Source organism: Flagellimonas sp. HMM57, from assembly GCF_021390175.1.
Lineage (GTDB): Bacteria > Bacteroidota > Bacteroidia > Flavobacteriales > Flavobacteriaceae > Flagellimonas.
Genome location: NZ_CP090004.1, coordinates 2,223,558 through 2,238,029 on the forward strand (window position 1 = coordinate 2,223,558; position 14,472 = coordinate 2,238,029).

14 protein-coding genes are annotated in these 14,472 nt (G+C 38.6%); 7 read left to right on the top strand and 7 right to left on the bottom strand.

Going from position 1 to position 14,472, the window contains the following annotated elements; genetic code table 11:
- Both LV716_RS09890 and LV716_RS09895 read left to right on the top strand, forming a co-directional pair.
- The gene (locus tag LV716_RS09890) at positions 1 to 1,335 is read left to right on the top strand and encodes a dihydroorotase (protein ID WP_163417577.1); all 1,335 of its coding nucleotides are present in this window, start codon (positions 1 to 3) and stop codon (positions 1,333 to 1,335) included.
- A 6-nt stretch (positions 1,336 to 1,341) separates the two neighbouring features.
- Positions 1,342 to 1,776 (top strand): DUF4296 domain-containing protein, encoded by a 435-nt coding sequence (locus LV716_RS09895; RefSeq protein WP_163417578.1) that lies wholly within the window; start codon positions 1,342 to 1,344, stop codon positions 1,774 to 1,776.
- On the opposite strand, the gene LV716_RS09900 is transcribed toward LV716_RS09895, so the two are convergent.
- Complete coding sequence (locus LV716_RS09900) at positions 1,768 to 2,766, bottom strand: NAD-dependent epimerase/dehydratase family protein (protein ID WP_163417579.1); 999 nt, start codon at positions 2,764 to 2,766, stop codon at positions 1,768 to 1,770. The two genes, LV716_RS09895 and LV716_RS09900, sit on opposite strands and share 9 nt — an antisense overlap.
- 82 nt (positions 2,767 to 2,848) lie before the next feature.
- Between LV716_RS09900 and tyrS the strand changes: the two genes are divergently transcribed.
- Positions 2,849 to 4,147 carry a tyrosine--tRNA ligase gene (gene tyrS, locus LV716_RS09905; protein WP_163417580.1) on the top strand — a complete coding sequence of 433 codons (1,299 nt, stop codon included), beginning with the start codon at positions 2,849 to 2,851 and terminating at the stop codon, positions 4,145 to 4,147.
- A 68-nt stretch (positions 4,148 to 4,215) separates the two neighbouring features.
- Positions 4,216 to 4,659 carry a hypothetical protein gene (locus tag LV716_RS09910; protein WP_163417581.1) on the top strand — a complete coding sequence of 148 codons (444 nt, stop codon included), beginning with the start codon at positions 4,216 to 4,218 and terminating at the stop codon, positions 4,657 to 4,659.
- On the opposite strand, the gene LV716_RS09915 is transcribed toward LV716_RS09910, so the two are convergent.
- The 5 genes from LV716_RS09915 to LV716_RS09935 all read right to left on the bottom strand — a co-directional run bounded on the left by LV716_RS09915 (position 4,660) and on the right by LV716_RS09935 (position 10,758).
- Positions 4,660 to 5,646, bottom strand: a complete 987-nt coding sequence (locus tag LV716_RS09915) for an acyl transferase (protein ID WP_163417582.1) — start codon at positions 5,644 to 5,646, stop codon at positions 4,660 to 4,662.
- Between the two features lie 66 nt (positions 5,647 to 5,712).
- On the bottom strand, positions 5,713 to 6,036 hold the full coding sequence (locus tag LV716_RS09920) for a T9SS type A sorting domain-containing protein (RefSeq protein WP_163417583.1): 324 nt from the start codon (positions 6,034 to 6,036) through the stop codon (positions 5,713 to 5,715).
- 134 nt (positions 6,037 to 6,170) lie between these two features.
- The gene (locus LV716_RS09925) at positions 6,171 to 6,479 is read right to left on the bottom strand and encodes a T9SS type A sorting domain-containing protein (protein ID WP_163417584.1); all 309 of its coding nucleotides are present in this window, start codon (positions 6,477 to 6,479) and stop codon (positions 6,171 to 6,173) included.
- A 158-nt stretch (positions 6,480 to 6,637) separates the two neighbouring features.
- Positions 6,638 to 7,924, bottom strand: coding sequence for a hypothetical protein (locus tag LV716_RS09930; RefSeq protein WP_233759100.1), 1,287 nt, complete (start codon positions 7,922 to 7,924; stop codon positions 6,638 to 6,640).
- 56 nt (positions 7,925 to 7,980) lie between these two features.
- Positions 7,981 to 10,758 carry a TonB-dependent receptor gene (locus tag LV716_RS09935; protein WP_163417586.1) on the bottom strand — a complete coding sequence of 926 codons (2,778 nt, stop codon included), beginning with the start codon at positions 10,756 to 10,758 and terminating at the stop codon, positions 7,981 to 7,983.
- 179 nt (positions 10,759 to 10,937) lie between these two features.
- Here LV716_RS09935 and LV716_RS09940 point away from each other — a divergent pair, with 179 nt between their 5' ends.
- Together LV716_RS09940 and LV716_RS09945 are read left to right on the top strand one after the other, a co-directional pair.
- Positions 10,938 to 11,624, top strand: a complete 687-nt coding sequence (locus tag LV716_RS09940; protein ID WP_163417587.1) for a response regulator transcription factor — start codon at positions 10,938 to 10,940, stop codon at positions 11,622 to 11,624.
- On the top strand, positions 11,624 to 12,679 hold the full coding sequence (locus tag LV716_RS09945; protein ID WP_163417588.1) for a cell wall metabolism sensor histidine kinase WalK: 1,056 nt from the start codon (positions 11,624 to 11,626) through the stop codon (positions 12,677 to 12,679). The genes LV716_RS09940 and LV716_RS09945 overlap by 1 nt, the downstream gene beginning before the upstream one ends.
- On the opposite strand, the gene LV716_RS09950 is transcribed toward LV716_RS09945, so the two are convergent.
- On the bottom strand, positions 12,604 to 13,716 hold the full coding sequence (locus LV716_RS09950; RefSeq protein ID WP_163417589.1) for a glycosyltransferase: 1,113 nt from the start codon (positions 13,714 to 13,716) through the stop codon (positions 12,604 to 12,606). The two genes, LV716_RS09945 and LV716_RS09950, sit on opposite strands and share 76 nt — an antisense overlap.
- Positions 13,717 to 13,803: 87 nt before the next feature.
- Here LV716_RS09950 and trmB point away from each other — a divergent pair, with 87 nt between their 5' ends.
- A complete protein-coding gene (gene trmB / locus LV716_RS09955; protein WP_163417590.1) occupies positions 13,804 to 14,472 on the top strand; it encodes a tRNA (guanosine(46)-N7)-methyltransferase TrmB in 669 nt (222 codons plus the stop codon).

Here is a 14,472-nt window from a genome sequence, read left to right on the forward strand (position 1 = left end):
ATGGCAAAAATAATAGTGAAGAATGCGAAGGTCATCAATGAGGGTGGCATCATGGAGACCGATTTACTTTTGGAAGAAGATATTATAACGCGCATAGCCAAGGATATAACGGATGGTAATGCAGATGTTATTGATGTAAATGGAGATTATGTATTACCTGGCATCATTGACGACCAGGTTCATTTTAGAGAACCAGGGCTTACCCATAAAGGTACTATAGGAACTGAGAGCAAAGCTGCGATTGCTGGTGGAATAACCACTTTTATGGAGCAGCCCAATACTAATCCGCAGACTACGACCATAGAAAAGTTGGAAGAGAAATTTGCAGTGGGCGCCAGAGATTCTTATGCGAATTATTCTTTTCTTTTTGGGGGTACGAATGACAACTTAGAGGAACTGAAAAAGCTCGATAAAAATGCATGTTCGGGGGTTAAACTTTTTTTAGGATCGTCTACAGGGAATATGTTGGTGGATAATGAAGAGATTCTTGAAAAAATCTTCAGCAATACGGAAATGGTCATTTCCACACATTGCGAAGATGAGGGGACCATACGTGCGAATATGGAAAAATATCAAGAACAGTACGGTGATGATATCCCGATAAGCCTACATCCTATAATTAGGAGTGAAGAAGCTTGTTACCTATCTTCATCTAAGGCGATTGCCTTGGCTAAAAAGACAGGTGCTAGATTGCATGTTTTCCACCTTTCTACCGGGATTGAAACTGATTTGTTTACCAATGCCATACCGTTGGAAGAGAAAAAGATAACTTCAGAAGTATGCATACACCATCTATGGTTTTCCGATGAGGATTATGCAGATAAAGGAACATTCATTAAATGGAACCCAGCGGTAAAAACGAAAATGGACCGAGAACAACTTTGGGAGGCATTGCTAGATGATAGAATTGATGTTATTGCTACAGATCACGCCCCACATACCTTGGAAGAAAAGAATAATCCCTACACCAAAGCGCCATCCGGTGGGCCCTTGGTTCAGCATGCGTTGCAGGCTATGTTGCAAAAAGAAAAGGAAGGAAAAATAAGTTTGGAAAAGATTGTGGAAAAAATGTGCCATAATCCTGCTAAATTGTTTGATATTGATAGACGAGGCTTTGTACGTGAAGGCTATTTTGCTGATTTGGTACAAGTGAATCGCAACACTAAAAATCAGGTTGAAAAATCAAATATTCTATATAAGTGCGGATGGTCTCCATTTGAAGGCACAATGTTTGATTCTAAAATAGTCCGCACTTTTATCAATGGTCATTTAGCATACGAAAACGGAAAATTTTCGACAGAAAGAAAAGCCAAAAGACTCACATTTAATAGGTAAGGAAAAATGAAGAAAATTATAATATTCTTTTTAGGTCTTCTGTTTTTTTCTTGTGGTGAGAAAGTGGTTGAAAAGCCCGAGAATTTAATTCCAAAGGAAAAAATGATTGCTATTTTGCATGATTTGGCCATTTTGAAAGCAGCTACGACATCGTATAGGCAGCTAATGGAAAGCCAAGGAGTCACTACCATGGAGTTTCTGTACGACAAGTATCAAATTGATAGTACTCAATTTTCCCAGAGTGATTTGTACTATGCTTCCATGCCATTGGAATATGAGTCCATTTATGAAAACGTAGAATCCATGCTGGAAAAAAGGCATAAAGAGTTAGAGGAGGCCAAAAAGAGGGAAAACGATAGTGTTAAAAAAGCCAGTCAGTTAAAAAGGGATTCCATAAAAAACTCAAGAATAAAGAAGGATAGTATAGTTGAATCAAACTAAGTATTTGGAGCAACAAAATTGGATGACTTCATCCAAATCCTCAAACTGAACATTAATCGTCGATTTTATTTTTTCGTTGTTGTATATTTCATGTTTATAAAATCCTTTCACCATATTCTTGGTAAGCTTGCGCCGTTTTCCCAAAACATTGGAACGTAACCAATCCAAGCGCCAAAAGCATTCCAAAACCCAAAAAGGTATTTTTTTTGTAGGAGCTTTCACGTTTAAATACGGAGCAATTTTTTGGAACAATGCTTCAAAAGTCAAATTTTCATTGACCAGAATAAATCGTTCTTTTTGCACATCGGATTCCATAAGTTTTATCATGGAATTGGTTACATCGGTTACGGAGACAAAACCCGTTCCGCCTGGGATAAATGTTTTTTTGCCTTTTGCGGCATATTTGAAAAAAGTTCCGCTTCCAGTATGCCAAAAACCTGGTCCAAGAACAACTCCAGGGTTTACGATGACGATTGAAAGACCTTCTTGCGAACCACGCCAAACTTCCAGTTCGGCTTCATGTTTGGTAAGTCCATAAACAGAAACGTTCGCATCGTTCCATTCACTATCCTCATCTACTTCTTTACCTTTGACACTTGGTCCAATTGCTGCTATGGTACTCACATAGCAAAGTTTCTTTACATTGTTTTCAATACAGCGGTTGACAATGTTTGCAGTGCCCTCAATATTATTTTTGACCAAAGCAGTATAGTCTTTCGGATCAAACGAAATCATTGCGGCACAATGGTAAACGTATTCAATATCTTTAAAAATGGCTTTTAAAGAAATAATGTCCGTGATATCTGCCTGCACCCAATCTATTTTTTCCAATAAATAGGAAGGATTATCCGTATAATATCCAAAAACCTTTGAAACAGCATCAATGGAACTTTGACTTCTATAGCAAGCCCGAATGTTTTCGCCTTGCTTCAATAATTGAAAAAGTAAATGTGAGCCAATTAGACCAGTACCTCCGGTGACCAAAATCATGCCATAAAAATACCTATTTGCAATGGAATTATGTAGTGATTCAAGAACTTCATTTTATATTTGCAGCTATTCTTAAAAGCATATGAAACCAAAGAATTTTGTTCAAGAACTACAATGGAGAGGAATGGTGCACGATATTATGCCAGGAGCCGAAGAGCACCTCATGGAAGAGATGCAAGCTGCCTATGTTGGTATAGATCCTACGGCGGACTCATTACATATTGGACATTTGGTGAGTGTTATGATGCTAAGACATTTTCAGTTAGCTGGACACAAACCGTTTGCATTGGTAGGTGGTGCGACCGGAATGATCGGTGACCCATCGGGGAAATCGGCCGAACGTAATCTTTTGGATGAAAAAACATTAAGGCATAATCAAGAAGCTATCAAAGCACAATTAGGGCGTTTTTTGGATTTTGAGAGTGATGCGAAAAACGCTGCGGTTTTGGTGAACAACTATGATTGGATGAAAGATTTCTCCTTTCTGGATTTTATCCGTGATGTTGGAAAACACATCACCGTTAATTATATGATGGCGAAAGACTCTGTTAAAAAGAGACTTTCCTCGGATGCTAAAGAAGGAATGTCGTTTACGGAGTTTACCTATCAATTGGTACAGGGATATGATTTCTTGCATTTGTACCAAAATCATAATTGTACATTACAAATGGGTGGAAGTGACCAATGGGGGAATATTACCACTGGAACCGAATTGATTAGAAGAATTGGCGGTGGTAAGGGTTTTGCCTTAACCTGTCCTTTGATTACAAAAGCGGATGGCAGCAAGTTTGGAAAGACCGAAGGCGGGAATATTTGGCTGGACGCGGAAAGGACGTCTCCATACAAGTTTTACCAGTACTGGTTAAATACTTCGGATGAAGATGCAGAAAAATATATTAAGATATTTACATTTTTGACCAAAGACGAGATTGCCACCCTCATAGATGAACATAAGGAAACACCACATCTACGAATACTACAAAAAAAATTGGCCGAAGAAATTACGGTACAAGTGCATTCAAACTCCGACTTGGAAAACGCCATACAGGCCAGTAGTATCCTATTTGGAAAATCCACTTCTGAAGACCTGAAGCTTCTCGATGAAAAAACGTTTTTAGATGTTTTTGAAGGTGTACCGCAAGCACAAATTGCTAGAACGGAGCTTGATGACGGTTTGGATATGATAGGTGCTTTGGCCGCAAAAACGGGATTTTTAGGCTCCAATGGTGAAGCCAGAAGAGAGCTGAAACAAAATTCCATTTCGGTAAATAAAGAAAAGGTAAAGGAAGACTATCGTATTACTGTTTCAGATCTTATCAATAATAGATTTGTTTTGCTCCAAAGAGGAAAGAAGAACTATTTTGTACTGGTCGTTGATTAGGTTAAATTTTTCAAAACTGCGCAACCAAATAGCTGTTTTTAGGTCTTTGCTTTATAAAACCTAAAACAATGAAAGTATTTAAACTGCTCCTTTTCTTTTTTACTGTTATTAGTTCATGTAACACAAACGATTCAAATGGGGATGAAGACGTGCAAGTTCCATTAAAAAGTGAAGCCCAAAAATGGGAGTTGGTAAAGATGACGGGTAGTATGGTCAATTCTGAAACTATTGGAGACGCAATGGAATGGCAAGAGTACTATCTTTTTAATCCCGATGGCAGTTTTATAAAAGAACGGGAGCGCGAAGGTAGCATAACCAAAGCGACAGGAACCTATGAACTTATGGCTCAAGAAGAGGAAAGGTATTTTGAATTGACCTATAAAACTGGAACAACCCTTATAGCTAACTGTTCCAATAACGATAAAGAAATTTTGGTGTTCAATGGAGATGCATTATATGCTACTTGGAATGCTTGTGATGGCCCTGGATTGGAATATCGCCCAGCCGAATAGTCATAATGCCATGAGATTGCAACCTCGAATGTCGGATTGGTCAAACCTGCCTAAAATTTCAAAAGTGCCATCAGCATAGGTCTTTCCTAAATCTTGGGTGGCAATAAATGAGCACGAATTAATATTTGCAAGGTCAATGATATTAATTCCGCCAGATTTTCCATGGGACTGTATGGAGAGCGGGTCTTCGGTATCCCGGGTAAGTACATTCATCCATGGTGGAGTTTTAAATATACCGTTTCCTTTGGAATATCCTTGCGATAATAATTCGGTCATTCCATATTCGGAATGAATGTGTTGGATGTTGAAAGCATTTTTAAGAATGCTGTGAAGTTCCTCGCGTATCAATTCTTTTCGCCTTCCTTTCATGCCTCCTGTTTCCATAATCATGGTATGTTTTAAGTTCATGGGGAACTGTTCCGCCAAATCCAATAAGGCAAAAGAAACGCCTATTAAAAGTGTTTTGGTTTCTTCTTTTTCCAGTTGTAGTAATTTTTCCTGAAGCATTTCCAAATCGTAAAGATAGAAACCGCTACTGGGGTGTTGGGATTTAGAGACAAAATCATTGATCATATAGACCAAAGAAGATCCTTCTCGTTCCAAGTAGGAAGGTAAAAGTGCCAAAATGCAAAAATCCTCAACAGGGCCATAAAAATGCACAAAACCCTTTCTAAAACTCTCTAGATATATAGAGGTGTCCCTAACATAATGTTTGCTGGAGATACTGCCGGTCGTGCCGCTACTTTCAAAGATAATTTCTGGTTTGTGTGGGGATGAGGTAATTTTATGTGTTTTAAAGAATGCTATCGGTAGAAAAGGAATTTCTTGTGAGGCTAATACGTTGGAAGGTGTTTTTTCAAGGTGATTACAGTACTCATGGTACGTTGGATTTTGTTGGTATTGAAACTGAAAAACCTCCAATGCCAATGCCTCAAATTCGGATGGGTTTGAAATTGAAAAAATCTTTTGGATTCTTGTACGCTCCATAGGGAAGTAAAAGTATCCAAAAATAAAAGCCCTTCAAAAAGAAGGGCTTTTTTAGTTTCATAACCTTTACTTGACCACCAGTTTTCTGGTCATGGTCCTTTCCTGTTCGGTGACTTGTAATACGTACACTCCTGGAACCAATCTTGAGATATCCAAGGTATTGGTTGAAATTCGGTCTGTTAGGACAACTTCACCAAACACATCGTAGATTTTAATTTGTTTACTTCCGTTGGAAGAGGTGGTAATATATATTTCCTCGCCATAGGCAGGATTCGGGTACATTTTAAAACCCTCTAGTTCTTGAACCTGTTCTGTATTTACGCTGACCAATTCTTGGCCAAAACTGAATAGGGGTAATGCCATAATAAGAATTAAGTAGATTTTCTTCATATATGCCGATTTGGGATAATAGCATATTAAAAGTAGCTAAAGAATGCTTCTTGGCCTATAAAATGTTGTGAAACAAAGATTTATGTAGGTGAACCCTTAGGATTAAGGGTAATTTGGTGCTGAAAATAGAACAACTACTTGATAATAAGCTTTCTGGTAGCGACTTTGTTAAGTTCAAATACCCTAAGGATGTAAACTCCTTTGTCCAAAGTGGAAAGGTTTAATTCTTTTCCTAAAATAGTAGTTTGCAGTACTTGTGTGCCCAAAACATCAAAAATCAAAATCTGTTTTGGTGCATTTTGTGCGGTCTCTATGAACACTTTACCCTGTGGAACGGGGTTTGGGTATAGCTTAAAGCCGTCAATATCCGCACTGCTCTTTGCGTTTTGGGAAAAACAAAGCGTGCAAACAAAGAAAAAGAATACCAAGTAAAGTTGCTTCATAAAGTATTGGTTACAAAGGCTATGCCACAAATATAGATAATTTGAACCCCGATTTTAAACCGTTCAACGAAAAATAGTACACTTTTCGATGAAGTGTAGCAAAGAAAAGCCCCGCAATTGCGGGGCTTTGTATAAATAATTAAAGACTTATTTTGTGTCTACAACTCTGGATTAGCAGGGAACTCAAAACCTGTCCATGCAAATACAGAGGCGTCAGCACCTGTGTTACCAACCTCTATGGTAATTGTGGCTCCAACTTCGTTCTTGATATCTGTGTCATCGACTCCACCGTCAACACTAACTCCTATGGAAGTAGTGCCTGCAGCTGGTCCTGCACTGTCAGTAAGGTCAATAAAGTCACCAGCGGAAGCATCTTCTCCAACAAAACCTACAAGAGCATTGGTAATAGTAGCACCACTACCTCTTCTTATTTTGATCATATCGGCCATAACCACGTTAGCGGCATTTATTAAAGTAATGTCGTTTATAGTTGGGTTAGATCGTGGCTCAGCATCGTTGTTCGAAGAGTTGCTGTCTGCTTCAATTCCACGAGGATCATCGGTCACGTTCAAGAAACCTTCATCACGTACTCCATAGAAGTTTGTGCCTGTACCGGTCCATCCTTCTGCCCAGTCAAACATATCATCAGTTGCGTTAACAACCAAAGCGTTGTCTACGTTAACAGTTCCTCCGAACCACTCGATTCCGTCATCTGCACCATTGAAAACAGATACGTGATTTACAGTTGTACCGCTTCCAACACCATAGAACGTGATGCCGTTAAATTCTTGCTCGCCGTTGATTCTCGCACCTGTGAACTCAACTTGAACATACGTTAATGTTCCAGAGTTATCATCGGCAGCTGTACCACCATAAGTAAGACCAACAACTTCAGCTTCTGCAGTTTCACCAGTGTTTATAGGTGCTCTACCAGCCAAGATCAATCCTCCCCAATCTCCAGGACGTGGGTTGTCAGCAGTAGAGGTAATAACGATTGGGTCAGCCATAGTACCTGCAGCGTTGATTGTTGCACCTTGCTCAATTGCTATGTAGACATCGGTACCACCAGCTTGAGCTTCAATTCTGGTTCCTGCTTCTATGGTCAATGTATTTCCAGCAGTAACGGTTAAAGCACCTGAAAGCACCCATGTTTGGGCAGCACTTAATGTTACACTAGCGTTTACCTCACCTTCAACACCTGCAGGATCTAAATCTACATCGTCCTGTGAGTCAATGCTTCCATTCTTTGCCGGAGTTGTATCTGGGCAAGCCGCACAAACACCACCACAATCTACACCTGTTTCATCTTGGTTCTGTATTTGATCAGAACATGTTGCAACTGCCGGTGGATCTGGATCAGGATCATTGTCATCTCCAGAACAACCAATAATAAAAGACGTTGAAACTACAACGGCTAACAATAAATACTTAAAATTTCTCATCATCTCAAATGTTAATAATTAATACTTGTTTTTAGTTAAATAATTAAAGCGTTAGTGTTCTAAAACGTATAGTTGAATCCAAGTGAAAAAATCACTCCTTTCTTATAATTCCTAAGGGAAATGTCTTCTCCTGTTGTAATCTCTTGTGATAGTTTATATTCTGGATTTAAAAAATTCCGTATACCCAAATTCACCCCGTAATGTTTTCCAAAATTGGTTCGTGTGACAAAATCCAAGGTTGGAATACCGTTTTCAATGATATTTGCTTGTCCTTGTGTTCCAAGCGAAAAAATACGGTCACTGAAATAGTTAAACACTAAGGAAGAAATAATACTGTTATCGTTCTTGTTGTAAGAGTAGGTAACATCAGCATTTACCAAAAGGGGAGAAGCACCTTGAAGTTCGTCTTCTTCTTCGGTAAAGTTTGTTGCTGGATCTGATAAATCCTGTACCGAGTACAAATAAGAGGCATTCAATCCAGAGGATAATAGTGTTGTTGTGTTCGAATCACCAGACTCTGTTTTATATATGTTTTTTCTCAACTCAACTTCTAAACCTGCAATATTGGCGTTGTCACCACTGTTTCGATATGATAATTGACTCGCAGCTGCTGAGTTTACGTTCACCCGGTTAATTGGATTTTGGATAAGTTTGTAGAAACCGGTTACGGAGATAATCTCTCCCGCAGAAAAGTAATATTCGTATTTGAGATCTAGGTTATAGTTATCGGAATTTATCAAATCCGTGAAACCAAAACTTGAAAAGTTAACGTCTTCATATAAAAATGGTGCTACTTCTTTAAATTGGGGGAAAGTATATGACTGACTTCCTGCTAAACGAAGGATACTATTCTCATTGAAAGAGTATCTCAGACTGAAACTTGGTAATACAAAGGTTTCTTCCCTATCTATTGGGTCTGTGTTCTCATCCCTAAAACTACTGGACAGGTTCGTGTCCCATTCAACAAATTGATTGATTTGTTCAAAACGCGCTCCAACATTCATTGAAAATCTAGAGCTAAAAACCAAGTTGGTGCTTAAAAATCCTGCGTAAACGTCACGATCTCCAGAATAGAAGAATGGCTCAAGAGGATCAATATCCCCAGAATTGATACCTCTATTGGTCTCCAATTGAAAAATACCGTCGGTAATGCCACTTTGACTAAAGAAAGCGTCGGGATTATTAATATCAACTATAAGTTGCTCGGAAGTTGGAGGTGGCGTTAAACTTGTAAAGTTGTGGTTCACTTGGTTAAAGTCAAATTGACGATCTGTATTTCTGTAATCCCCTCCTATTGAAATAGTACCGTTTATTTTTTCTTCTGACCCAAACTTGTAATCAAGTTGAAGTGATGCAGCAATCTCGTCCTCAGCTAACTCTGAAAAGAAGCGATGTGTTCGCCCGGGAGAACCTAAAGACGGTCTGTAGTTTTCGCCATCGAAAACATAAGTGTTCGTTCTTCGATCGGGTTCAAACCCTCTTGTTAAGTTGTAAGAGGCCCCTGTGCTCAAACTAAGTTTTTCACTTATGTTAAAATTAGCGGCAAGTTGATTGACGGCAAGAGTATTTTCATTCTGCTGTTGCCTTCTTATAAAAGCAGAAACTGCTTCTTCAGAGATATTCTCGGCAAAACCTTCATAATCACCAACACTCTGTTTGTTGCTGTGTACAAACAATCCGTTATAGGAAATGAAATTTCCATTTCCGAAGCTATATTTTAGCTTGCCCATACCAATTTGGGTAGCTTCATAAATATATTTTTGGAAGTCAAGATTTCTTCTATTTCCACCTTGAGCGGTAATTACCCTTTCGTTACCTTCTTGATAAAAGTAGTCACTGTCCACAGAGCCCACTACATAGACAGATAGTGAATTGTTTTCGCCTATTTGAAACTTTTTGCCAGCTTGGATGCCAAAAGAATTGTTAAGCTGTGTGCCCTGCGATTCAGGAGCGAAGCTATTATCAAAGTTGTATCTGTTCAGACTTCCTAACGGAATACTTCTGTCTTCATTAATACCAAGAAAATTTCCTTCATCCAACCGAAGAAAGTCTTGGCTTACGGCAGCTGTGTTCGCACCAGTTCCAAGACTAATTTGAAAGATACTCTCTCCTACTAATTCTTTGGAGACGATATCTATAACAGCTCCCCCTACATCCCCATACATCTTAGAATTGAAAGCCTTATCGATACCAACACTATTAATGATATCTGAGCTGAAAAAATCTAAAGAAATATTTTTATACTCTGGATCTTCAGATGGTAGAGGTAAAGAATTGAATGTTGTAGCATTGTAACGGTCGCCTAATCCTCTTACAAAAACATTTTTCTCGCCTTCTTGTTTGGTGACACCGGCCACTTTGGTTACCGCACCTTCTGCATCGCCTACACCTTTTCTTGCTAATTCCTGTGCTCCAATACTGGTTTTTATTTCAACGGCTTTCTTCTGGTCCAAAAGCAAGGCCGTCTCAGAATCCTTCCTAGAAACTGTAGTCACAACAACCTCGTCTAGTTCAAACCCTGCAGAAGCACTCATGGGAACGTCTATATTTGTAACCTTGTCCGCAACAACCTCAACGTTTGGAATTTCAATGGTCTCGTAACCTAAATAGCTATATACTACGGTATAAGTCCCTGGTTCAACTCCTGCAATTTCATAAAGCCCATCAAAGTCTGAAGTGGTACCTGTGGTAGTCCCTTTGATCAATACATTGGCAAATGCCAAAGGCTCATTGTTTAACTCTTTGTCTGTCAGCTTTCCTACGATGCTTCCCGTGGTTCCCTGTGCAATCATCTCTGTTGTAAAAACTAGAGTAAGTATCAATAAAAATAATCTCATTATCTGGTAAGTATTTGGCGCAAAGAACGCACCATGCTGTAAAAGCGATGTTAGGCATATGTTAAGAGTTTATTTGAAAACTGTTACAATAATGTTACGACATTAAATGAATGTTAAGCATTAATGCCGTTATAGTATTATATTTACATTTGGGCGATCAACGTAAAAAATACCATCCCATGAAAACAAAGGACATTAAGATTCTACTGGTTGATGATGAACCCGATATTCTAGAAATTGTTAGCTATAACCTTTCTTCGGAAGGGTATGAGGTTTACACTGCTGTTAATGGTGTAGAGGCTGTAGCAAAAGCAAAGAAGAAAAATCCGCATTTGATCATTCTGGATGTTATGATGCCGGAGATGGATGGCATTGAGGCTTGTGAGGTCATACGCAGTACACCAGGGCTTGAGAATACTATAATTACATTTCTTACGGCTCGTGGCGAAGATTATTCGCAAGTGGCAGGTTTTGATGCTGGTGCAGATGATTATATTACTAAACCCATAAAGCCAAAGGTTTTGGTGAGCAAGGTAAAGGCCTTACTGCGAAGACTCAAAGAAGAGAAAGCTGATGTTGAGGATATTGTAAAGGTCGGGAACATTGTTATCAATAGGGAGGAGTATAAAATTGTCAATAATGGTAAAGAAATTGTACTTCCAAGAAAAGAATTTGAATTATTATCCTTGTTGACGTCCAAACCTAGTAAAGTCTTCAAGCGAGAGGTTATTCTGGACAAAGTATGGGGCAACGAAGTGGTAGTTGGTGGCAGGACCATTGATGTACATATTAGAAAATTACGGGAAAAAATAGGGGACCATCATTTTAAAACCGTAAAGGGCGTAGGGTATAAGTTTGTATTGTAATGGCGATTCAGCTAAGGAAATCCTATAAGTTTGCCCTTCGTTCTTCTTTTCTGATAACGGTTTTCCTTGCGACATCGATTATAGTTTTTCTATTTCTAAAGGATCAGTTGGACTGGCTTTTTGTAGTTCTGTTTGCACTCATCAGTTTCATTATTTCATTTACTATCCTTCAGATTCGGGTAGAACGTTTTATCTACAGGCGTGTCAAAAAAATATATGATGACGTTTCGCTGCTCGAATCCTCTTCGTTTTCCTCAAAACCAGTGACCACTGATATGAAAACCCTGACCCAGGAGATTGAAAAGTTTGCCGAGGATAAAAAAATAGAGATAGACACATTGAAAATTCGGGAGGAGTATAGAAAAGACTTTTTAGGCAATGTATCCCACGAATTAAAGACACCATTATTTACGGTACAAGGTTACATTCTTACATTGCTGGATGGTGCCATGAACGATAAAAAAATCAGGGAGAAATATCTGGAACGTGCCAATAAAGGTGTGGAACGATTAATTTACATTGTAAAAGACCTTGATTTAATCACAAAGCTCGAAGTAGGGGGACTTAAACTTGAAGAAGAGAATTTTGATATTGTAGAGCTTATACAAAGTGTCTTTGATCTCTTGGAAATGAAAGCGTCCCAAAAAAACATTACCCTTACTTTTGATATGGATTACCCTGAACCTATCTATGTAAACGCAGATAGGGAAAAGATTCAGCAAGTCATTACCAACTTGTTGGTGAATTCGATTAAATACGGGCATCCTAAAGGAACCACGGAAGTAAGTGTTGAAAATCTGATAAAAAACAAAGTGATCGTTCGTGTGACCGATAATGGCGAAGGAATACCAAAACAGCACATCCCCAGACTGTTTGAACGCTTTTATAGGGTGGACCAAAGCGGTAGTCGTACAGAAGGCGGTTCAGGTTTAGGCTTATCTATCGTTAAACACATTATTGAAGCCCATGATGAAAAAATCTACGTAGAAAGTGAAGAGGATGTAGGCTCCGAATTTTCATTTACACTCGAAAAAACAGCGAATAATTCTGAATAATCCAAACTAGATTCAAAACAAACAAGGCCTTGAAAATCATCAATTTGTTTTAGATGTTTTAGTTCAAAATCTTCTTGGTCGCAGTAAGGAACCAGTTTTTGTTTTTGTAAGCGTCTTGCAAGATATTCTTGTTCATATTGCCCGGGAGTAGGAATAAAAAAGGCCTTTTTTTCCAGTTTGGCCAAATCCATTACTGTTGTGTACCCTGATCGGCATAATACTTTTTCACTTTCATTAATTGCAGTTTCCAGTTCTTGGGATTGCATATAATTGTGCATGGTTATGCTTCCTTTTTTAATGCTGATTTTTTGCTGGCTCTTAGTATCTTCAATTTTTCCTTTCACAAAAAGAATATGACCTTCATAACCAGTAAGTTCTTCCAAAAGTTTTTCTTCTAGAATAGTTCGCTGTGGTTCTGGACCCGATAGCAAAACCATAAGTTGGTACTTTAAAACAATGTCTTTTTTTTCAAACCGGCTCAAAGGCCCAAGGTATTTTATATTGATTTTGGATTTTTTCAAGTGTCCCAGCTTGCCGGTAAGGTTGGGTTTCTCCTTCACGTCGGGAACCCAGCAGGCATCAAATTTTTTTATGATTTTTTGATGTGCTTTTGAGCTCATCCATGTAGTGTTTCCGGAAAGTACGTTCAGTTGGTGCGTTATGAAAACGCAAGGTGCTTTTTTATAAAAAACACCCAGTCGATTGTCCGAAATGATACCATCCAAGTGATGTTCTTTTGCAAGACGTTTTACTGCTTTTTTCTCTTTGGCCATCGCTTTCAACACTTTTGGAGAATCCCATACCATCTTTATTTTAAAATTTTTCGCTTTTTCAGCATACTTGATTTTGTAAGAAGGCAATTCAAAAGAAGGTAGATCGGGAAATTCTTTCCGAAGTAGCGCTAGTGCAACTCCATCAGAAGCTAAATAGGGTTGGTGACCATGGTCCAACAGTGCGTTGATAATTGGAATGCAGCGGGTGGCATGGCCCAAACCCCAGTTCAATGGGGCAATCAAAATACGTTTAGAACTTTGCATAACTACAAAGCAACAAAATCAAAATTGCTTACGGATTTCCTTAGTTTTGCTAAAACATTAAATTTTGGTCAATACGATAATTTATAAGTGGGAAGTAAGAATAAACTGAAACGATTTAAGGAGAACGAAACGTTTTCCAATGTAGTTCAACCGTCAAGGGAGGAGGTGCTAAATGGATTTGACCTTAAAGGAAATTGGAATTCGTTTTTTGACAACGATAACCCCATTGTATTGGAATTGGGTTGTGGAAAAGGAGAATATACTGTCGGTCTGGCAAAACAAAATCCAGATAAAAATTATATAGGAATTGACATTAAAGGTGCACGTTTTTGGCGAGGAGCCAAATCCGCATTGGAAATGCAGCTGCATAATGTTGCTTTTCTTCGCACGCAAATCGAATTGGTGGACCATCTCTTTGGACAAAATGAAGTTGACGAAATATGGATTACATTTCCAGACCCACAGATTAAATATAAGAGGACCAAACACCGTATGACCAATCCTGTATTTATCAAAAAATATCAGACTATTTTAAAACCCAAAGGAACGGTTAATTTAAAAACGGATAGTGAATTTATGCACGGCTACACGCTGGGTTTATTACAAGGCCAGGGGCATGAGATTTTATACGCCAACCATGATGTTTATAATAACGAGGGTAGTCCAAAGGAGGTTTTGGAGATTCAAACTTTTTATGAAAATCAGTATCTTGAGAAGGGAAAACCAATAACCTACATCCAGTTTAGGATAAGCTGA